This is a genomic window from Pseudomonas sp. SK3(2021) (assembly GCF_016772375.1).
Classification (GTDB): domain Bacteria; phylum Pseudomonadota; class Gammaproteobacteria; order Pseudomonadales; family Pseudomonadaceae; genus Aquipseudomonas; species Aquipseudomonas chlororaphis_I.
Genome location: NZ_CP061943.1, coordinates 1,860,506 through 1,879,470, shown reverse-complemented (window position 1 = coordinate 1,879,470; position 18,965 = coordinate 1,860,506). Strand labels below are relative to the sequence as shown.

19 protein-coding genes are annotated in these 18,965 nt (G+C 60.0%); 8 read left to right on the top strand and 11 right to left on the bottom strand.

Features of this window, described 5'->3' with window-relative positions; genetic code table 11:
• Positions 1 to 56: 56 nt before the first annotated feature.
• Together IF690_RS08520 and IF690_RS08515 are read right to left on the bottom strand one after the other, a co-directional pair.
• Positions 57 to 1,505, bottom strand: coding sequence for an NCS1 family nucleobase:cation symporter-1 (locus IF690_RS08520; RefSeq protein ID WP_202699741.1), 1,449 nt, complete (start codon positions 1,503 to 1,505; stop codon positions 57 to 59).
• Positions 1,506 to 1,950: 445 nt separating this feature from the next.
• Entirely contained in the window at positions 1,951 to 2,787 is an 837-nt protein-coding gene (locus IF690_RS08515) for a CvfB family protein (RefSeq protein ID WP_202699740.1), read from the bottom strand.
• Between the two features lie 351 nt (positions 2,788 to 3,138).
• On the opposite strand from IF690_RS08515, the gene IF690_RS08510 reads away from it, so the two are divergent.
• The 3 genes from IF690_RS08510 (at position 3,139) to IF690_RS08500 (ending at position 5,188) form a co-directional block, all read left to right on the top strand.
• A complete protein-coding gene (locus IF690_RS08510; protein ID WP_016702300.1) occupies positions 3,139 to 3,327 on the top strand; it encodes a PFL_1563 family small protein in 189 nt (62 codons plus the stop codon).
• 197 nt (positions 3,328 to 3,524) lie between these two features.
• Positions 3,525 to 4,238 (top strand): TorF family putative porin, encoded by a 714-nt coding sequence (locus IF690_RS08505; RefSeq protein WP_202699739.1) that lies wholly within the window; start codon positions 3,525 to 3,527, stop codon positions 4,236 to 4,238.
• 80 nt (positions 4,239 to 4,318) lie between these two features.
• On the top strand, positions 4,319 to 5,188 hold the full coding sequence (locus IF690_RS08500) for a DUF6279 family lipoprotein (protein ID WP_202699738.1): 870 nt from the start codon (positions 4,319 to 4,321) through the stop codon (positions 5,186 to 5,188).
• Positions 5,189 to 5,275: 87 nt separating this feature from the next.
• On the opposite strand, the gene IF690_RS08495 is transcribed toward IF690_RS08500, so the two are convergent.
• On the bottom strand, positions 5,276 to 5,668 hold the full coding sequence (locus tag IF690_RS08495) for a transcriptional regulator (protein WP_202699737.1): 393 nt from the start codon (positions 5,666 to 5,668) through the stop codon (positions 5,276 to 5,278).
• A 199-nt stretch (positions 5,669 to 5,867) separates the two neighbouring features.
• On the opposite strand from IF690_RS08495, the gene IF690_RS08490 reads away from it, so the two are divergent.
• Both IF690_RS08490 and IF690_RS08485 read left to right on the top strand, forming a co-directional pair.
• Positions 5,868 to 6,605 carry a DUF899 domain-containing protein gene (locus IF690_RS08490; RefSeq protein WP_202699736.1) on the top strand — a complete coding sequence of 246 codons (738 nt, stop codon included), beginning with the start codon at positions 5,868 to 5,870 and terminating at the stop codon, positions 6,603 to 6,605.
• 292 nt (positions 6,606 to 6,897) lie between these two features.
• Positions 6,898 to 7,845 (top strand): AraC family transcriptional regulator, encoded by a 948-nt coding sequence (locus tag IF690_RS08485; protein ID WP_202699735.1) that lies wholly within the window; start codon positions 6,898 to 6,900, stop codon positions 7,843 to 7,845.
• Between the two features lie 75 nt (positions 7,846 to 7,920).
• Here IF690_RS08485 and IF690_RS08480 read toward each other — a convergent pair whose 3' ends face one another.
• Genes IF690_RS08480 through IF690_RS08470 form a run of 3 tightly spaced genes read right to left on the bottom strand, consistent with a single transcriptional unit; the run spans position 7,921 to position 11,856 of the window.
• A complete protein-coding gene (locus tag IF690_RS08480; RefSeq protein WP_202699734.1) occupies positions 7,921 to 9,303 on the bottom strand; it encodes a coiled-coil domain-containing protein in 1,383 nt (460 codons plus the stop codon).
• Positions 9,303 to 10,727, bottom strand: a complete 1,425-nt coding sequence (locus IF690_RS08475; protein WP_286673837.1) for a DUF6384 family protein — start codon at positions 10,725 to 10,727, stop codon at positions 9,303 to 9,305. The genes IF690_RS08480 and IF690_RS08475 overlap by 1 nt, the downstream gene beginning before the upstream one ends.
• Position 10,728: 1 nt before the next feature.
• A complete protein-coding gene (locus tag IF690_RS08470; RefSeq protein WP_202699732.1) occupies positions 10,729 to 11,856 on the bottom strand; it encodes a merozoite surface protein 3b in 1,128 nt (375 codons plus the stop codon).
• Between the two features lie 714 nt (positions 11,857 to 12,570).
• Between IF690_RS08470 and IF690_RS08465 the strand changes: the two genes are divergently transcribed.
• The gene (locus IF690_RS08465; protein ID WP_202699731.1) at positions 12,571 to 12,843 is read left to right on the top strand and encodes a hypothetical protein; all 273 of its coding nucleotides are present in this window, start codon (positions 12,571 to 12,573) and stop codon (positions 12,841 to 12,843) included.
• Between the two features lie 158 nt (positions 12,844 to 13,001).
• Here IF690_RS08465 and IF690_RS08460 read toward each other — a convergent pair whose 3' ends face one another.
• The 3 genes from IF690_RS08460 to IF690_RS08450 form a co-directional block, all read right to left on the bottom strand.
• Entirely contained in the window at positions 13,002 to 13,289 is a 288-nt protein-coding gene (locus IF690_RS08460) for a hypothetical protein (RefSeq protein WP_202699730.1), read from the bottom strand.
• 83 nt (positions 13,290 to 13,372) lie between these two features.
• Positions 13,373 to 14,080, bottom strand: a complete 708-nt coding sequence (locus tag IF690_RS08455; protein WP_202699729.1) for a hypothetical protein — start codon at positions 14,078 to 14,080, stop codon at positions 13,373 to 13,375.
• An 86-nt stretch (positions 14,081 to 14,166) separates the two neighbouring features.
• A complete protein-coding gene (locus IF690_RS08450; RefSeq protein ID WP_202699728.1) occupies positions 14,167 to 14,604 on the bottom strand; it encodes a hypothetical protein in 438 nt (145 codons plus the stop codon).
• A gap of 149 nt (positions 14,605 to 14,753) precedes the next feature.
• On the opposite strand from IF690_RS08450, the gene IF690_RS08445 reads away from it, so the two are divergent.
• On the top strand, positions 14,754 to 15,029 hold the full coding sequence (locus IF690_RS08445) for a hypothetical protein (protein WP_202699727.1): 276 nt from the start codon (positions 14,754 to 14,756) through the stop codon (positions 15,027 to 15,029).
• Between the two features lie 56 nt (positions 15,030 to 15,085).
• On the opposite strand, the gene IF690_RS08440 is transcribed toward IF690_RS08445, so the two are convergent.
• The gene (locus tag IF690_RS08440; protein ID WP_023968231.1) at positions 15,086 to 16,423 is read right to left on the bottom strand and encodes a DEAD/DEAH box helicase; all 1,338 of its coding nucleotides are present in this window, start codon (positions 16,421 to 16,423) and stop codon (positions 15,086 to 15,088) included.
• Between the two features lie 192 nt (positions 16,424 to 16,615).
• On the opposite strand from IF690_RS08440, the gene IF690_RS08435 reads away from it, so the two are divergent.
• Positions 16,616 to 17,914: a mechanosensitive ion channel family protein gene (locus IF690_RS08435; RefSeq protein ID WP_202699726.1), complete on the top strand. Its 1,299-nt coding sequence runs from the start codon at positions 16,616 to 16,618 to the stop codon at positions 17,912 to 17,914.
• Between the two features lie 77 nt (positions 17,915 to 17,991).
• Here the strand turns inward: IF690_RS08435 and IF690_RS08430 are convergent, their stop codons facing one another.
• A complete protein-coding gene (locus IF690_RS08430) occupies positions 17,992 to 18,855 on the bottom strand; it encodes a carboxylate/amino acid/amine transporter (RefSeq protein ID WP_202699725.1) in 864 nt (287 codons plus the stop codon).
• Between the last annotated feature and the right edge of the window lie 110 nt (positions 18,856 to 18,965).

The window sequence follows — 18,965 nt, the reverse complement described above, 5'->3', positions numbered from 1 at the left end:
TCAACCAAACGGACAGAAAAAACGCTTGGAAAAGACCTTTATCCTGACCGTGGCCGTCAGTTCGAGGCTGTCGGGCTCAGCCTCAGGGATGACCAGGCCTCACGGCGCGCGAGAAGGAAAAACAGCGCGCCACCGAGGAAACACCCAGTGAACCAGGCAAAGTTGGCCAGCGGCTGCAACGCTGGCGTGAAGGTGATCGCCACGCCCATCAGGGTCGCCGGCGCCAGCGCCTTGACCGCGGTCCAGTTGATGCCGCCGCTGTAGTAGTAACGTCCGTCCGGGCCGTCGTTGAACAGCGAGTCGACATCGATCTGCTGCTTTTTGATCAGGTAGTAGTCCACCAGCAGGATGCCGAACAGCGGGCCGATAAAGGCGGCCAGCACATCGAGGGTGTAGTGGATCACCTGGGGGTTGTTGAACAGGTTCCAGGGGGTGATGAAGATCGAGGCCAGCGCCGCGATCATGCCGCCGGTGCGCCAGCTGATCCGGCTCGGGGCGACGTTGGCGAAGTCGAAGGCCGGCGAGACGAAGTTGGCGACTATGTTGATGCCGACGGTGGCGGTGACAAAGGCAAAGGCGCCGAGCAGCACCGCGACGTCGTTGTCGATCCGCGCCACGGTGGCGATCGGGTCGTGGAGCATTTCACCGAACACCGGCAGGGTGCCGGAGACGATGACCACGGTTACCAGGGAGAACGCCAGGAAGTTCACCGGTAACCCCCAGAAGTTGCCGCGCCGCACATCCTGCATGCTGCGGCAGTAGCGGCTGAAGTCGCCGAAGTTCAGGGTCGGCCCGGAAAAGTAAGACACCACCAGCGCCGTGGCGACGATCACCTGGCCGAATGCCTGCCAACCCGACAGCGACTTCTCCCCAAGGGTGAAGCTGATGTTGCTCCAGCCCGCCTTCCACACGATCCAGCCGGCAAGAAGGAACATCACCGCGTAGACCACCGGACCCGCCCAGTCGATAAAGCGCCGGATCGACTCCATGCCGGCCCAGAACACCAGGGCCTGGACCAGCCACAGCGCCAGGAAACCGAACCAGCCCAGGTAGGACAGCCCGGCAAAATGCGGCTCGGCGTAGGCCGCCATGGCCGGGAAAAAGCGCAGCACCACAATGATCAGGGCGCTGGACGCCAGGTAGGTCTGGATCCCGTACCAGGCCACCGCGATCAGGCCGCGAATCACCGCCGGGATATTCGCCCCGAACACGCCGAACGCCAGCCGGCAAATGACCGGGTACGGCACCGCCGCCTGCTGGCTGGGCCTGGCCACCAGATTGGCGATCAGTTGCACGATGCAGATCCCCGCCAACAGGGCCACCAGCACCTGCCAGCTGGCCAGTCCGAGGGCGAACAGGCTGGCGGCGAACACATAACCGCCGACGCTGTGCACGTCGCTCATCCAGAAGGCGAAGATGTTGTACCAGCTCCACTTCTGCGGCAGCGGCCCCAGGTCCTGGTTATACAAGCGCGGGCTGTAGCCCTTCGGTAGTTGCTCGGTCATTGCAAGGCTCCTTGTTGGACAGGCCTGCCCCCGCGGTTGACCTTGCGACCACACTGCGTACGGGAGCCGGCATAAGTTGTATACGAAGCGCTACGCAGAATGCGTGCCATACCGGAAAAACCTGTAGGCGAACGGCGTGAATCGCTTGTCCATCAAGGGCTGGGCCTTGGCTACACAACGATGATCGGCAGGCAGGATTAGAAGCAGGCATGCCCGTTGGCTGTGCACAGCTGCCTGATATCAGTGCATCGACAAGGGGCGACAGATTGTATACAGCAGTTATGCGAGTGCTCGGCTCCGTCGTCCTGACTCGCGCTTCACCCAGCCAGAAAAAACGCAATAAAAAACCGTTGCCGGAACCGGCAACGGTTGTTTTTGAACAGTCCCATGAATCGTTAGCGCCGCCGAAGGTTCTTCGACCGCAACTACACCAGGGAGGAACGGATCAGGTCAGTTCAATGCGATCGGCATGAATAACGATCTGGCCATTCTTGTACAAGGACCCGATGGCCTTCTTGAAGTTGCCCTTGCTGACGCCGAACAGGCCACTGATCACCGTCGGATCGCTCTTGTCGCTGACCGGCAGGGTGCCATTGTTTTCCCGCAACTTGGCGAGGATCTTCGCGTTCAGGCTGCTGGCCAGTTCTTCGCCCACCGGTTGCAGGCTGAGGCTGATCTTGCCGTCGGCGCGGATCTCTTTGATGAAGCCCTTTTCCTGTTTGCCCGGACGCAGGAACTTGAACACTTCGTTCTTGTGGATCAGGCCCCAGTGCTTGTTGTTGATGATCGCCTTGAAGCCCATGTCGGTGCTCTCGGCCACCAGCAGATCGACTTCCTGGCCGACCTTGTAGGTCACCGGCGCCTTGTCCAGGTAGCGGTCCAGACGGGCCGTGGCGGTGATGCGACGGGTGTGCTTGTCGAGGTAGACGTGCACCACGCAATACTCGCCGGCGGTCAATTGGCGCTTTTCCTCGGAGTACGGCAGCAGCAGGTCCTTGGGCAGGCCCCAGTCGAGGAACACACCGATGCTGTTAACTTCCACGACTTTAAGACTGGCGAACTCACCGACTTGAACTTTTGGTTTTTCGGTAGTGGCAATTAACTTGTCGGCGCTATCCAGATAAACAAAAACATTCAACCAGTCTTCATCTTCACTGGGAATATCCTTGGGAATATAACGATTGGGCAGCAATATTTCGCCATCCGCCCCGCCGTCCAGATATAAACCGAAGTTAGTGTGTTTAACCACTTGCAAACTGTTGTAGCGCCCGACTAAAGCCATTTCCAATACCCTCATTGCGTGGGCGGCATTCTACCCGGTTTTCCGCGCCTGGTTGGCCCAAGTCGCCGGATAGCAACGGAAATTTTCCTGAATGCCTTGATGTTTATGGCTTTGCGCCAGCAACCAGGTCCGCCCGTCAGGCCAACCAGCAGCGACTTTTGCCTCAGCGCCGCCGAGCAAGCCTTTGTTTGCGCCATTGTCTTTATTTAAAACAGCAGCTTATGGGGATATTCCCGAGATCAACTTAAGATTATTCAGGAGTTTTCCACTTTTATTCCAGGAGGATATTTACCAAGCAATTGTCAAGCATTTCATGTATGATGGCTGGCCAAATTAATTTTCTGAAGGTTAATGGCCGCCATGCGTGTAAAAGCATCCAACAGCAAAGCAAAGCCAGCTCCAGCCGTTGAAACCAGCGAATCGATCAACGATCAGATTGCTGCTTTCCTGAAGTCCGGCGGCGAGATCCAGCAAATTGCCAAAGGCGTCAGCGGCCAGACTTTCGGCCCGTCCAAGCAGATCAGCCTGGGCAAGAAGTAATCCCCCCGCAATACCTCCTGGTCCCTATGCGCTTTGAGCCTCAAGGCGCTAGGACTAGAGTTCTGAGTCCTTCCCTCCCGTAAAAATCGACGAACGGCCCTCATCCCCGAGGTTTCGCCGGTATCCTTTCACACCTCTAGATCGAGCATTTCAGCAGGTTCCGCGGTTCCTGCTCCTCGCGTTTCATGGAGTGAAGCATGCTCAAGCCCTCTCATGTGCTGCTTGCCAGCCTTCTCGCCAGCCCCTTGGCCCACGGGCAGATCTTCCAGCGCGAACTGGGGGACTTCGACCTCAAGCTCAGCAGCACCCCGAGCCGCAGCATGGCCCAGGGCCTGGTCAACCCCTCGGCTACCGGCTCATTCCATGGCGGCCTGGACCTGACCCACGACAGCGGCTGGTACATCGGCCAGTGGTCGCCGAGCATGGGCCTGGGCGAAAGCGACCTGGAGGTGGACTCCTACCTGGGCTTCAAGCGCCCCTTCGATCAGACCCTGGGTTATGAGGTGGGGATGATCCAGTACAACTACCCGCAACTGGCCCCGCAGGATAACCAGGAGTTCTACGGCGGCCTGACGCTGCTGGGCAGCCGCTTCGGCGCCGCGTTCAGCCATGAACCGGACAAGCGCAACAGCACCCTGTTCGCCGACCTGGGCGGCAACCAGCCTTTCGGCATCGGCGTCAGCATCAAGTACACCGCTCATCAACTGGGCAACCCGGTTGCGGTGGGCAGCGGCTACGTCAGCAGCTTCAACGATTGGTCGATCAAGTTTTCCCGCCCCTGGATGGGTATCGACCTGAAACTGATCTACAGCGACTCCAATCTCAACGGCAGCGATTGTTCGGCCTATTCTGGACATAACGCGCAATGCGACGGTCTGCTCACCTTCAAGGCCGAGCATTCGTTTTATTGAGCGGCTGAACTGCCGGAAGCTTTCCGGGTTCAGATAAGAAACCCATGCCTTACAAACCCAGGCCTTCGCAAGGACTTGCCATGGCGCGCCGGCTGCAACACCTCACCCTGCTACTGCTGCTGAGCCTGGTGCTGACCTCCTGTAATCGTGTCGGCCTGGCTTACCGCAACCTCGATGTAATCATTCCCTGGACGCTCAACGACTACCTGGAAATGAACCGCGAGCAGAAAATCTGGTTCGACGAGCGCCTCAAGGAACACCTGAGCTGGCACTGCAGCACGCAATTGCCCGGTTACCTGGACTACCTGGGCCGTCTGCAGCAGATGGTCGAGCGCAATCAGGTCAACGATACCGAACTGCAAGAGTTCACCCGCGAAGCCAGGCAGGCCATTGCCCAGACCGCTCGCGCGGTCGCGCCTTCGGCCATCGAGTTGCTGCGGGGCCTGGACGACCGACAGGTCGCGGAAATGAAGGCGGCCTTCGCCAAGGACATGCGCCAACGCCGCAGCAAATACCTCAAGCCACCACTGGGGCAACAGATCAGGCTGCGCGCCGAACGCATGGACAAACGCCTGAATACCTGGCTTGGCTCTCTCACTCCCGAGCAGACCCAGCGGGTGACGGACTGGTCAACGTCCCTCGGCGAACAGAACCAGCTCTGGCTCGCCAACCGGGCCAACTGGCAGGCACAGTTCAGTGCCGCGCTGGAGCAACGCCAGGACAGCGATTTCGACAAACGCATCGAGCGCCTGCTGGTGGATCGCGAAAGCTTCTGGACACCGGCTTATCGCCAGGCCCATGCCAACAGCGAACAGGCGGTGCGCAACCTGCTGGTGGACGTAATGGCCCAAAGCACCCCAGCCCAGCGCGAGCATCTGCGCAACAAGCTGCAGAACGTGCACGATGAGTTCGAAGCCTTGAAATGCATGAAGACGGCACGCCAGGAGTAACGCCGGCGCGGCTTGCGCCAAGGCGCTCGCTGCTGCAAGGCATGTCCCCGGCAGAAGCGAGCTTGCTCGTGATGCTCTTGATACCCGTCAGGCAATCTGCGCCTTGCTCGCCAGCTCATCGAACACCGCCGGTTCCAGCGCATCGCTCTGCTCGTCCAGCACCTGGCGCGGGTGATCGTTGCCCGGAATGCAACTGTCGATCATGCACAGCAGGCTGGAACCGCGCGGCGTCAACATGAAGTTCTCACCGTTGCCGCCTTCTTCCTCGGGGCGCGGCTCGATGAAGCCCCGGGCCAGCAACAGTTTTTCGTACTCGGCGGCGGTGCTTTTCAGCTCATCCAGATTGCCCGTGGCTTCGCCCTCGGCCGCCTTGGCCGCGGCATGCTGCTCGGCATAAGGCCGCGGCGTGAAGCTGTGGCCCGCGCCGTTCTGCACTTCATGCAGCAATCGTTCGATCAGGTCCCAGTTATAAGTCGTCATCCTGTTCTGCCTCCATTCATGAAAGAGAGATGCCTGTACCCAGGTTGTGACAGGCGCCACCGGTAGCCGTTCAGCGGCGTCGAACAGGCGGGCGACCGTTGGGCGGAACCGTCCGGCGGCTGTCGATTTGTCCGCGGGCGAAACGACTAGCCTGTGTAGGCACTGTCGCCGCGCCACCTTTGTCGCAGGAGAAGACGTCATGCACCTCAACGATCATCCGGTCGTATCCCGGGAACAATGGATACAGGCCCGCAAGCAGCACCTCATCCACGAAAAGGCCTTTACCCGCCAACGCGACCAGCTTAGCGCCGAGCGTCGTGCCCTGCCCTGGGTGAAAGTCGACAAGCCCTACCGCTTCCAGGGCCCCCACGGCGAACTGAGCCTGGCCGACCTGTTCGGCGATCACAGCCAGTTGGTGGTCTACCATTTCATGTTCGCCGAAGGCTGGGACGAAGGTTGCCCGGGCTGCTCCTTCCTTTCCGATCACATCGACGGTGCCAACCAGCACTTGGCCCACCACGACATCGCGCTGGTGGCGGTGTCCCATGCGCCCTTCGCCGAGTTCCAGGCATTCAAGCGGCGCATGGGCTGGAAGTTCGACTGGGTTTCGTCCGCCGGCTGTGATTTCAACTACGACTTCGGGGTCTGCGCCCGGGCCGACGAGGTCGCCGCCGGCACCGCCACCTACAACTATGAAAAAACCGACGGCGCCGAAGAGGAGCTGCCCGGCCTCAGCGTGTTCTACCGCAATGACGACGGCGAGGTCTTCCATACCTACTCCACCTACGCCCGTGGCCTGGACCTGCTGGTGGGGGCCTACAACTACCTGGACCTGACGCCCAAGGGGCGCAACGAAGAGCAGATCATGGACTGGGTCAGGCACCATGATCGTTATGACGACAAACCGGCCGCCAGTTGCTGCCATGGCGGTTCCTGAACGCTAGTGGCCTGTACGGTTAATTCGGCTACTCAAATTCGAGTGCCAGGGCTTGCCAGGCAAGGCGCCAGGACGAGTCGTAGCCCGCTACGGCGAGGAATGGCAACGCAGCCTGGCGAGTACTGGCGCCGAAGTCGAGTGCACGAATTAGCCACACAGGCCACTAGACCGCGGTCGCGAGCAAGCCCTCCCCTGTAGGCACGAGCTTGCTCGCGATCTCGTCCGTCCTGTCACGACAAAAAAACCGGCCGGCGCAAACCCGCCGTCTCGCCCCCCGGCTAAACTTGGCTCCATGAGCCCCGCCTACCATAGCCTCCACGAATACACCCAACGCATGAACCGGGTGCTGGAGTATATCGACCAACACCTGGACCAGCCGCTGGAGCTGGCCGAACTCGCGCAGGTCGCGCATTTTTCGCCCTTTCACTTCCATCGCCTGTTCTCCGCCTGGGTCGGCGAAACCCTGGGCGACTACCTGCGCCGGCGGCGCCTGGCCTGTGCCGCCTATCAGCTGGCCAGCCATCCGGAATTGAGCATTCTGGAAGTGGCGCTGGAGGTCGGTTTCAGCTCCGGCGAAGCGTTCTCCCGGGCATTCAAGCAGCATTTCTCCGTCACCCCGAGCACTTGGCGCAGCACCGAACCCAAACGCTGGCACCGCCGCCTCAGCGACGTCCGCGAACGGCGCCTGCGAGCATTGAGCAATCCTGATCAGACACACATCCCGGCCTTCGACGATCCTGACGCCTTCATTCACCTGAAGGAACTCACGATGAACGTCACCCTCAAGGAACTGCCACCGGTCCGCGTCGCCTACCTGCGCTATATCGGCCCCTACGGGCCGGGCATCGGCACCTTCTGGCGCGACACCGTCGCCCCCTGGATGGTCGAAAACGGCCTGCTGGGCCGCGTGCGCTACGGCATCGGCCACGACGATCCCTACGTCACCCCACCGGAAAAATGCCGCTACGACGCCTGCGTCGAAGTCCCCGCCGACTTCAAGGCCAGCGCCCCCGCCGTCGTCACCACCCTGCTCGGCGGCCTCTACGCCGTCGCCCACTACCAGGGCAAAGGCCCGGACATCGCCGACGCCTGGACCGAACTGTGCCGCGACTGGCTGCCCAAGAGCGGCATGCAGTTCGACGCCCGGCCAGCGTTCGAGCGTTATCCGGTGGAGGCGAAATACGACATGAAGACGGGGGAACTGGAGTGTGAGATCTGTATTCCGGTGAAGGCCTTGTAGGCCGCGCCGGGCTTGGGCGAAACGATACGGGGCAGCTTGTGCTGCCCCGTTTTTTGCGCTTCAGGAACACTCGGTCTAGAGGCTGTCGCTGGTAGAGAAACCGCCGCCGCCCGTCGATCGGGAAGAACTGAACGAGCTGCCGGAGCTTGAGCTGGAACCTGAGCTACTGCTTGCGGAACTGCTCGGGCGACTGCTGGAACGGCTGCTCGAACCGCTGCTGGAGCCACCGCTCCAAAAGCTCGGGGCCGGCCTGCTTGCACGACGATGGCTCCCCACCTCATTCGCCACCTGGGAGAGGGACAGCGCGCCCTGCATGAACCCGGCAACCAGAGAGTCAAGATTCATACTTGCCGAGTAGCTGTAGCTACCGCTGATAGACCCACTCGACTGCAGTTCACGCTCAAGCTGCTTGGCCTTTGCATAGTCGCGCTCGGTATCCCTGCACTTCATCTCCAGGAACGGCACGCGCAACCGCAGATCATCGAGCTCAGAACGCAAATCACGCACCCTCTGCACCAGCTCGTCGTCCTGCGGCGTCGCTGTCTGCCCGGCCAGGCGCTCAAGCTGGGCATCCGTCATCTCGGCCAATTGCCGGGACAACAACTCAGCAACCTGAGCAAAATGCTCGTCCCCCTTGGAAACGAACAGCCCCAGACGCTCATGAACGGCATTGGCCTGAGCCTTGCCGGCCTCCACGGCCTCGCGCTCCGTCTTCAGGCGCGCCTCCAGCACCGATAACAGGGTGCCTGCCAGGGCTTGCTGATACAGCCGCTCCAGCTCGGCCTCCTGAATGGCCCGGTGGCTGTCCCGTTGCCACTGGGCTCCTTCATTGGCGTCCTGCATGGCCAGAAGGCTCTGCTCGATCGCGCTGTTCTGCGGGAAATTGCACAAGCGGGCAATCCACCGATCCAACTCCCGAAAGAACGCCCGGCCCACATAACGATCCGTACCGAACCCGCGGCCCTTCAGGTAGAGGTACAGAGGCTCGGTCTGAAAGGCCCGAAGCTTGCCGCGACATTCATCACGCAACTCCTGGTAAGACGCAGCCGCCTCGTTACAGCGCTCGATGGCTTCAGCAAGGATCGCGGCTTGCTGTTGGTACGCTGGCTCTACCGTCAACTGCCGGTTGACATCGGCAACGAGGGCCTCGATTTCCTGGGAAACCGTCGACATCTCCTGCAGGTGCTTGGCAACCCCCGTCTCCGCCACCGCCAATTGCTCACGTAACCCGGATTCGGTCCGCTCCCGCTGGTCCAGCAAACGCTGAACCTCGTCCGACAGCCGAGCCCCACCGGCCAACTGAACGTTGGCAATTTGTGGAAAGACGCCAGCGATCTGCTGTTGCAAGCGCAGCTCCTGCTCGTGGGCATTGGACAACTCGAGCTGGGACCTACGCAGTTCGGCCTCGTATCGCCGAGAGTTCTCGCCAAGGGACGCAATCATGCTGCTCGAGTTCATTACCACTCCAGGATGTAATCAGGCTTGGTTTTGACAGGCCCTTTAACAAAGGTGAAGGTCAGCGAGTTGGCCGCCTTTTTACCCATCAAGCGATCATCGACATGACCATCCAGAAGCTTGTCATTCTTGGCTGCCTGATAGGTTGCCTGGCTGACGCGCACGCCAAAGATCGAGGCATAACGCCGTTCCCCGCTCTCGATACTGGTGATGGGGACCGGGACCACATTGCCTGAGGCATCGCTCGCCTCGGTCAGCAAATACCAGGTCTTGCCTCCCGTCGGATCATAGTTGCGCTCGATCATCGACTTCTCGCCGGCACGGCTGACCACCGCCAGCGTCAACGGTGTGGCCGCGACGGCTCGCAGTCGTTCGACTTCCTGCAGGCCACGTTCGGCGGCTGCCGTATTCAGCCCCAAGACAGCCTCATTCACCGCTGCCAGCAGGGGTTGAAACTGAGCCAAGTCCTCTGTGCTCAACCCCATCTTGCGGACCCCGTTCTGTGCGTCCTGCAAGCGGGTGAGATAGGGGCTGATCATGTCGATTCGGGGGATCAGGGCGCCCAGCTTATCGACCGCTGTCCGCGCCGCCGGCACACCTTGGGTGTCGGCATGGTCCAGCGCGGATCGCGCATCGGCAGCCTGGGTCATCAATTCAGGGAAGGTACTGCTGAGTGAGGTGTACGGGGCAGAGGCCAGCAGCTCTCTCAATTTCGCCTCAGCGGCCAGGAGCTGCGACAGGTCATTCAACCCAGCCTCGACAGCCTGAAGATCAGCAGTGCCTTGCTGCAAATTCTTATTCGCCTGGTCGACCAGTGCGAGGTCATTTTTCCGGCTCTCGGCGGAGACCTTCGACGGGAGTGTGATCCGCATCAGGCCACGAACCCGATCCAGCCGTTCTCTAGCCAGCTCGAACATGCGCTCTGCTGCCGGCACATTTGCTGCAAACATATCGGCCTCAAGCGCGGACAGGCGATTTTGCAGTTGTCCAAGCTGCACAGCCTCACTTTGTGCAAGCCCCTGGGCCCTGTCGACCTTGCCCTGGACCAGACTTGTCTTCATTCCGCCCAAAAAACTCGACGAGGCAGAAAAGCCGAATGCCACCACCCCGCTCAAGACAAAAGCGACAGACGCAGGTCCGAGCCATTTACTGCGACTGATGTAGAACTCAGCCAGAAGCCTTGACCAGAAGCCGAGCGGTGGGGGCTGGTAGGTAAAACGGGCCGCAAAGAAATTACGCACCCCCTCCTCGACCAGGGCATCCTCGACCTCGATCCCCCGGGAGCGGTAGAACTCGCGAATCCGTTCAGCCACCGCTTGCCGGTGCCGGGGCAGGTCCAGATGCTTCTGCGTCTCTGCCTGGCTGTGCCGCAGCTCGTCAATCAGGGCCATGGCCCCCATCTGTTCGGTGAGGGAAACCTGGCTCACCTCAGAAGCCCTTTTGCAGGAGCGCGCTGAAGCGACGCTTGCTGTCCTCGGTGATCGACTCGATCTCGGCCGCCGCCGCAGAAGACTCCTTGCGCAACTCCTGGATCAGGCTCAGGCTGCTGGCCTGGAACTCCACCACGGCCTCGGCCAGGGCTTTGACCGAACTGACCTTCAGGTTCGTACCGTAGCCCGCCTTCAGCGCGGCATTGAGCTGCTCCCCGCCCACTTTGGCCTGCGCCTCGAGACTGGAGTTGATACCGTCGTTCATCGCATTAAGGGTATTGGTGACTTCAGCCAGCCCGCCGGAGGAGGTGAAGCCCGCCGCCAGACCGGTGAGCACGATCTCATTGGTGGCGAAAAAGCTTACGGCACGCTGGTACAGGCGCTCCTTCACCGAGTGGTACTGGTTCAAACGCGCAAACACCAGCTCGGCTGCGTTGTAGGCCGCCTTCAACTGATCGGCGATGTCGGTGATGATCTGGTAGCGCTTGTCCTCGTCCTGCAGATTGCGCAGCGCCACATCCCGCGCCAGCTCCAGCTTCACCCGCTCGGCCGCCTCCAGCTCGGCCACCTCAAGCGCCGCGCCGGCATCCGCCAGGGCCTTGCGCCCGGCATCGAGCTGCGCCTGCGCCACCTTCTGCACCTCACAGGCATCGACCTCGGCCGTCTTCATGGCCAGCCGATAGTCCTGATAAGCCTCCAGGATCAGGGTTTCCAACTGGATCTGCTCATTGGCCGACTTCGCCACCGCCAGATAGTTCTTGCGAATGTCCTCGAAGCGATCCGGAATCGAGCCACGGCGCATATTCAGCCAGGCCAGCTGGATACGCTCGGAGAACTGCAGCTTGCCGTCGGCCATCCACTCCATCATCTGCTGCGCGTCGGCCTGGATCGAATCGAAACTGGCGGCGATGTCGGCATACCGGGTACTGATATCCATGCTCTGCAGCTTGTCGCGCACCGAGGCATTAAAGACCGTGGACTGTTGCAGGGTGGCGGCGATATTGGTCACCCGGTTGGCGTCATACACCGCCACCTTGTCCAGCAACGCCAGCACGGGGGCATCCTGGGTGGGAAAGCTGATACCGACCGAGCGGAGGGCAGACATGGAGCGTTCGAGGTAGTTCATGAGCGTATTCCCAGTGTGGAGCCTTGGTTCAAAAGCTCCATCATCCTTTGACAGGTGAATAGGCGAAGGGGCTTCCACCCCTCGGGATCGGGTACAGACAAGAGCATCGAAAGCGCCGCACAAAAGCGATGCCGTCTGGAAACCTGGAGGCTATGCGTGCACATCCCGCGCAGGGCGTTACCAAAGACAGACAGCGGGCAGAACCGCTGAAACAGCCGATACAGGCCCTGCCGAACGGATGTGCGCGCCGAATGGTAACAGAGCTTGGGGGCTGAAGGTTCTCGTCTGGAGCCGACACTTTTAGCAGAGTGCCAGTATTGCCTGGAGCCTTTTGCGGGAAGCCATCTTTTGGAAAGCGGATGGGATGTTTTATTGGGTGCTGAAGCTACCCAACAGCGCCTCTTTGGACTAATCAGAAAAGCCCTACAGCCCGGAGTGCACTCACCTTATTCATGCCAGCCACGGTGCGGCTTACAGTCGATGGGTCGCCCAGATGGCGACCGGGTTTGGCGACCTGACACCAGAACTGATGCAAAACCTCCTGCTTGCAGGTATTTTCGCATCCGCACTATCGCTCCATGACGGCTGTGCGCGGGAGATCTTCGGGTCTGCCGGCTTTACCTCTGGTGTCGGTTCGCCAACCTGCGTACAGCTGTCACCCTTTCGTTTGGCGACGATGGGTGACGGTTCGGGTAATCAACCAGAGGTGAACTTATGAACCGATACATGCCGATTACTGGCCACGACTGCAACATCCCCTACCTGCTGATCGACACCCAGGCACCTGTCGATGTGCTGCACGATGCCGCAGCTTATCGCATTCGTGCGGTGGCTCAGTTGCTGGAAAGCTTTTCGATGGCTGAATCATCACATCGAGAATCCGTTGTTCTTCAGGAACTGACATTGGTCTGCACAATTCTGTTGCGAGATGGCTGCGATCTGCTGGATGTAACTGGGCGAAAATTACAGGAACAGCTTTTGGCGTAAGCAATAACGGGCGACCTTCCGTCGCCCGCCTTAATACTTTTGAAATGTTATGCATCCAGCCGGTACACCTACACGGGGAGGGACAAGTAATGGCAGCTCTTCAGCATCAAATAATTTACCAATAATTAGCTGATTAGATGTTGCACCCCTACTACTTTCTAGCTCAACTTTTGCTTGATAAGCACTTCCGTCCTCCACATTTCCTGAAGAAAATCCTGATCATAATTGCTAGATGACTCCATATAGCCTCTAGAACACCCCAATATAGCTCTTAGCTTCTTCACCACTTCATCTTGCGATCCAGACTCAAGTAAAACCAGAGCATCCTGATACTTTTTCAAGTACTCAGCAATAACCACCTCGCCTGAGGATTTTAGCTGCGCTTGTATAGCCACCAACGCAATCTCTATCTGAATCTTTAAATCATCAGCCCGTTCATTAAACATTGAGAACCTCAATCGCTATTTTATGGCTTAACATCACGAGTTATTTCAATCCATTCTTTGGGCCAGTCTCGAAGCATCAGTAATTAATCGGCACCACCATCCAAGGCCGTACCCGTTGACTTAATAGTCTGCGGAGCAACCTTTCCAACATCGAGTTTTGTACCTTTGGGAATTACAATTTCTGCTTCAAACACTCGTGTATTTTTCCACTCTGGTAACAAGGCCGCATCGTTTTTTGCTTGGATTCGATTTGCGGAAGGACTTGTTGATACGAAACTGCCCTGAGCGTTAGCTTTCCCTCCAAACACACGGTACACAGTAATATCTTCATTTGTCACAACCGTCCTGTAGTTCGAATCAAGAAAGCTTTCCTTAATCCAGCCTGGCATGCTCTCATTTTTTTCAACAACAGTAACTTTATCATCGATCTTGGTAGTGTATTTTCCCCAGCCCTCTAATGCATTAGCAGTCCCTTTTGCACCAAGTACTTCAGCCTCCGCTGCAACCTTCCTCGCTGCTTGCCTCTTGGCCACTATTTCCAAGGCCGCGTCGATAATGACCTTACCGCCTCTTAGCCCAGTCAGCGACAAAATCGCATCATCAATGGCACTTACCGACTGTACCCCCTTCCCAGCCAATGCTGACAACCGCTCAGCAGCATCCGCCACGTTGGATTCGTAGGTCGAGATCCTCGTTATTTCATTCGAATGCTCGCTGGTCTGGGCTTGACCATATTGCCGCCACCGCTCATAGACAGCTCCAGGACCGTAGGCTCCGACCGCGTTGAACAAGGTTGAGTCATTGAATTGCTCTTCAGTGGCGTTGAACGCATAAACCGGCGCACCATTGGCTATGATTTGCCGGCCATCGCTCCAGGTCAGAGGGATTTCTGAGCCGCCAGTTGAGCAACCATGTCATAGGCGATCGCCATATCTCGAACGAAGGCAACAGATTCAGGATCATTTCCGCTGGACTGTTGCATCAGCCCTTTCAAACGAGCCTGATCAGCAGCATCCACCTCGGCTCCGCTGGCGATCAACAGCAAGTCTTCCCAGCGGGCGCTCGACTGTGGTTTTCCTTGTATCGCCTCAAGCTCTTCTGCCTTTTTCTTCAGCAGCGGAATTTCCTGCTCTTTGTGTAGCTGACGGTTGAACACTTCCACCCCAGCCGCACTACTTCCCCCTGCAACTGCACCTATTGCTCCGCTACCCGAGCCTGCTCCGACACCCAAACCTGTCGCAATCAACGTGGTCAGGGCATCCTGATCGGCCCCGACAACCCCACTTTTACCCAATGCATCAGCGATGGTTGGCATCAATGTGGCTGCCGCACCCGCCCCCAACGCGCCACTTCCAGCATTACCGCTAGACAATCCCATCGCCGCGCCAGCCAGGACATGCAGCAGTACGCGGGCAGCACCTCCCTCAACCGCATAACCCTGCCCCCCGAACAAGAGGCCACTCCATGAAAGCGCTCCTCTCCCTTTGCATCGCCAGCGCCCTGTTCTGCGCCCTGCCCGCCTGGGCCTGCACCCTTGACGAGGCCATCGCCAAGCGTGAGCAACTGGCCCAGGAAGTGGCCAAGCTCACCGAGCAGAACCCAGCCAAGGCCAAGGAGATCAACGACGAGTTGCAGAAGATGGACCTGAGCACGGCCAGCAAGGATCTGCCGGACAAGTGCCAGTTGATCGACCAGCGCCTGAAGGAGTTGGGCGCGGCCGAGAAGAAGGCCGACAGCTAATGGCCGGCCAATAAAAAGCCCGGACGGGGTCCGGGCTTTGGGTATGGCGCTACGGCTTATTCGGCAGCCGGTGCTGGCTTGCGGCGCTTGAGCGGCGCCATGCCGTCCTGGCTGACCAGGGCATCGCTTTTCGGCCGGTTGGCGGTCTTGCGTTTGGTCGGGGCCTTGGCCGCGGCTTTTTTCTTGTCGCCCTTGGCGTCGGTCTTTTTCTTCTTCACACCCGCGGCCTTGCCGGAGGCCTTGACCTTCTTCGGCCCGCTGTAGGTGCCTTTGACTTCCTTGATGGTGCGGCGCTCGAAGTGCTGCTTGAGGTAGCGCTCGATGCTCGACATCAGGTTCCAGTCGCCATGGCAGATCAGCGAGATGGCCAGGCCGTCGTTGCCGGCACGCCCGGTACGGCCGATGCGGTGCACATACTCGTCGCCGCTGCGCGGCATGTCGAAGTTGATCACCAGGTCCAGGCCGTCGACATCCAGGCCGCGCGCGGCGACATCGGTGGCGACGAGGATTTTCACCCCGCCCTGCTTCAGGCGATCGATGGCCAGCTTGCGGTCCTTCTGGTCTTTTTCACCGTGCAGGACAAACGCCTTGTACTCCTGGGCCACCAAGCGGCCGTAGATGCGGTCGGCCATGGCGCGGGTGTTGGTGAAAACGATGGCCTTCTGGTAGGTCTCGTTGGCCAGCAGCCAGTTGACGATCTGCTCTTTGTGCTGGTTGTGGTCGGCGGTGATGATCTGCTGGCGGGTGGTGTCGTTCAGTTGGCTGACCGCGTTGAGCTGCAGGTGCTCAGGGTTGTTCAGGACCTTGGCGACCATCTCGCGCAGGCCCGAGCCACCGGTGGTGGCGGAGAACAGCATGGTCTGCTGACGGTTCGGGCACTCGTCCACCAGGCGCTGCACATCGTCGGCAAAGCCCATGTCGAGCATGCGGTCGGCTTCGTCGAGGACCAGCACTTCCACTTCTTTCAAATCGAGGTTGCCGGCGTTCAGTTGCTCGATCAGGCGACCCGGGGTGCCGATCAGGATGTCCGGCACCTTGCGCAGCATGGCGGCCTGGACCTTGAAGTCTTCGCCGCCGGTGATCAGGCCGGCCTTGATGAAGGTGAACTGCGAGAAGCGCTCGACTTCCTTCAGGGTCTGCTGCGCCAGCTCGCGGGTCGGCAGCAGGATCAGGGTCTTGATGCTGACGCGGATCTTCGCCGGGCCGATCAGGCGATTGAGGATCGGTAGGACGAACGCGGCGGTCTTGCCGCTGCCGGTCTGTGCCGTCACCCGCAGGTCACGCCCCTGGAGCGCGAGCGGAATGGCCGCTGCCTGCACAGGCGTTGGCTCGACAAATTTAAGCTCGGCCACGGCTTTGAGCAGGCGTTCGTGCAGGGCGAATTGGGAAAACACGGGTGCTACCTCGAAGATATGCAAAAAAACAGCTGCATAGGGTAACGGTTTCGGGCGCGAAGGCCGAGTTTCTTTCACGCAAACCACGGTAAACCATTGGTTTTTGTCAGCGATTCGTCCTTAACGGTAACTTTCGACGGCTTAAATGTTCTAATCGATCCGTCTCGTCTCATAGAGGAAGCTTCTGACCCCATGGATTTCAAACAGCTCTGGCTCAACGTTCAAGACCTCTGGGGGGCGCTCGATGAGCACCCGCTCCTGCATTCCAGCCTGGCCCTGGCCATCCTGCTGGTGGTGGCCCTGCTCGTCGGACGAGTGGCGCGCTACCTCATCCTGCACGCGGTCAAGCTGCTTGGCCGCCAGCCGTCCCTGCACTGGCTCAACGACCTGCGCCAGAACAAGGTGTTCCATCGCCTGGCGCAGATGACCCCGTCGCTGGTGGTCCAGTTCGGCCTGCACCTGGTGCCGGAGCTGAGCAAGACCAGCCTGGTGTTCCTCGGCAACCTGGCCCTGGCCTTCACTATCCTGTTCCAGGTGCTGGCCATCAGCGCCCTGCTCAATGCCCTGCTGGACATCTACGCCCGCACCGAACATGCGCGCACCCGTTCGATCAAGGGCTATGTACAGCTGGCGAAGATGGTGCTGTTCGTGTTCGGCGCGATCATCATCGTCGCTACCCTGATCGACCGCTCGCCGCTGCTGCTGTTGTCCGGCCTGGGTGCCATGTCGGCGGTGATCCTGCTGGTCTACAAGGACACCCTGCTGTCGTTCGTCGCCAGCGTGCAGCTGACCAGCAACGACATGCTGCGGGTCGGCGACTGGATCGAAATGCCCCAGGTCGGCGCCGACGGCGATGTAGTGGATATCACCCTGCACACGGTCAAGGTGCAGAACTTCGACAAGACCATCGTCTCGATCCCCACCTGGCGCCTGATGTCCGAGTCGTTCAAGAACTGGCGCGGCATGCAACAGTCCGGCGGCCGGCGGATCAAGCGCAGTCTGTACATCGATGCCAGCGGCGTGCGCTTCATCAACGATGAGGAAGAGGCGCGCCTGGGCAAGGTCCACCTGCTCACCGACTACATCAGTCGCAAGCAGGCCGAGCTCAAGAGCTGGAACGAAGCCCAGGGCAATGTCGCCGCCATGTCGGCCAACCGCCGCCGCATGACCAACCTGGGCACCTTCCGCGCCTATGCCCTGGCGTACCTCAAGAGTCATCCGGACATCCAGCCGAACATGACCTGCATGGTCCGCCAGATGCAGACCACCGCCCAGGGCATTCCGCTGGAAATCTACTGCTTCACCCGCACCACGGCGTGGACCGACTACGAGCGCATCCAGGGCGATATCTTCGATTACCTGCTGGCGGTGATGCCGGAGTTCGGCCTGAGCCTGTATCAGCAGCCGAGCGGCAACGACCTGCGCGCCGGCCTGCTGCCGGCGGTGCTGGGCGCCAGCCATATCCCCGAGGCGGAAAAACGCGCGTTGTAATCCTGCCTGATCGCCCCGTCCCCGGGGCGATCACCCCCGCTATCCGCTCAATCTGTAGGAGCGTCGACCGGCCACTCCTACAGAATCGAGACGGTTTTCGTGCCACGACGGCTGATCCACACCGCCGCCAGAATCACCAGTGCGCCGAAGAACAGGCGCCCCAACGCTTCGTGCTGGTTCCAGATCAACAGATTGATCAGCAGCCCCACCGGCACATGCAGGTTGTTCATCACCGCCAGGGTCGCGCCAGTGACCAGGCAGGCGCCCTTGTTCCACCAGTACAACCCCAGTGCGGTGGACACCAGCCCGAGAAACAGCAGCACGGCCCATTGCAACGGCGCTTCGGGCAGGAAGTCCGGCTTGCCGAACAACAGGAAGGCCGGCAACACCACCGCCAGCGCCCCCAGGTAGAAGTAGCCGAAACGCCGGTAATGCGGCAGGTCGCTCGGATGGCGCGCCACCAGGTGCTTGTACAGCACCTGCCCGGCGGCGTAGGTGAAGTTGGCCAGTTGCAGCAGCAGAAAGCCCATGAAGAAGTCCGGGCTGATGCGGTCGTAGCGGATCACCGCCGCCCCGGCCACCGCCACCAGCGCCGCCAGCAGGCCCCAGGGGTTGAAGCGTCGGTTCAGTGCGTCCTCGATCAGGGTCACATGCAGCGGCGTGAGGATGGTGAACAGCAGCACCTCCGGCACCGTCAGCACGCGGAAACTCAGGTACAGGCAAACGTAGGTCACGCCGAACTGCAAGGCGCCGATCAGCAGCATGCCGCGCATGAACGCCAGCTCCACCTGGCGCCAGCGGGTCAGCGGGATGAACACCAGCCCGGCCAGCAGCACCCGGACCAGCACCGCGAAGTAACTGTCGACATGCCCGGCCAGGTATTCACCGATCAGGCTGAAGGAAAACGCCTGGATCAGCGTGACAAAAAGTAGATAGCCCATGGCTCGCCTCATCTTGAAGAGGCGGCGACGATAGCGGTTTTGCCCCACCCGACGCAAAGCCCCAGGCTACACCTACTTATGTAGCCGCTGCCGAGCCCCGGCGAGGCTGC

Coding starts and splice junctions, on each gene's coding strand:
- IF690_RS08495 (WP_202699737.1), bottom strand. CDS start 5,668: ATGACGACTTATAACTGGGACCTGATCGAACGATTGCTGCATGAAGTG.
- IF690_RS08480 (WP_202699734.1), bottom strand. CDS start 9,303: ATGAACTCGAGCAGCATGATTGCGTCCCTTGGCGAGAACTCTCGGCGA.
- IF690_RS08470 (WP_202699732.1), bottom strand. CDS start 11,856: ATGAACTACCTCGAACGCTCCATGTCTGCCCTCCGCTCGGTCGGTATC.
- IF690_RS08465 (WP_202699731.1), top strand. CDS start 12,571: ATGAACCGATACATGCCGATTACTGGCCACGACTGCAACATCCCCTAC.
- IF690_RS08485 (WP_202699735.1), top strand. CDS start 6,898: ATGAGCCCCGCCTACCATAGCCTCCACGAATACACCCAACGCATGAAC.
- IF690_RS08460 (WP_202699730.1), bottom strand. CDS start 13,289: ATGTTTAATGAACGGGCTGATGATTTAAAGATTCAGATAGAGATTGCG.
- IF690_RS08435 (WP_202699726.1), top strand. CDS start 16,616: ATGGATTTCAAACAGCTCTGGCTCAACGTTCAAGACCTCTGGGGGGCG.
- IF690_RS08505 (WP_202699739.1), top strand. CDS start 3,525: ATGCTCAAGCCCTCTCATGTGCTGCTTGCCAGCCTTCTCGCCAGCCCC.
- IF690_RS08510 (WP_016702300.1), top strand. CDS start 3,139: ATGGCCGCCATGCGTGTAAAAGCATCCAACAGCAAAGCAAAGCCAGCT.
- IF690_RS08515 (WP_202699740.1), bottom strand. CDS start 2,787: ATGGCTTTAGTCGGGCGCTACAACAGTTTGCAAGTGGTTAAACACACT.
- IF690_RS08520 (WP_202699741.1), bottom strand. CDS start 1,505: ATGACCGAGCAACTACCGAAGGGCTACAGCCCGCGCTTGTATAACCAG.
- IF690_RS08445 (WP_202699727.1), top strand. CDS start 14,754: ATGAAAGCGCTCCTCTCCCTTTGCATCGCCAGCGCCCTGTTCTGCGCC.
- IF690_RS08450 (WP_202699728.1), bottom strand. CDS start 14,604: ATGCCAACCATCGCTGATGCATTGGGTAAAAGTGGGGTTGTCGGGGCC.
- IF690_RS08430 (WP_202699725.1), bottom strand. CDS start 18,855: ATGGGCTATCTACTTTTTGTCACGCTGATCCAGGCGTTTTCCTTCAGC.
- IF690_RS08490 (WP_202699736.1), top strand. CDS start 5,868: ATGCACCTCAACGATCATCCGGTCGTATCCCGGGAACAATGGATACAG.
- IF690_RS08500 (WP_202699738.1), top strand. CDS start 4,319: ATGGCGCGCCGGCTGCAACACCTCACCCTGCTACTGCTGCTGAGCCTG.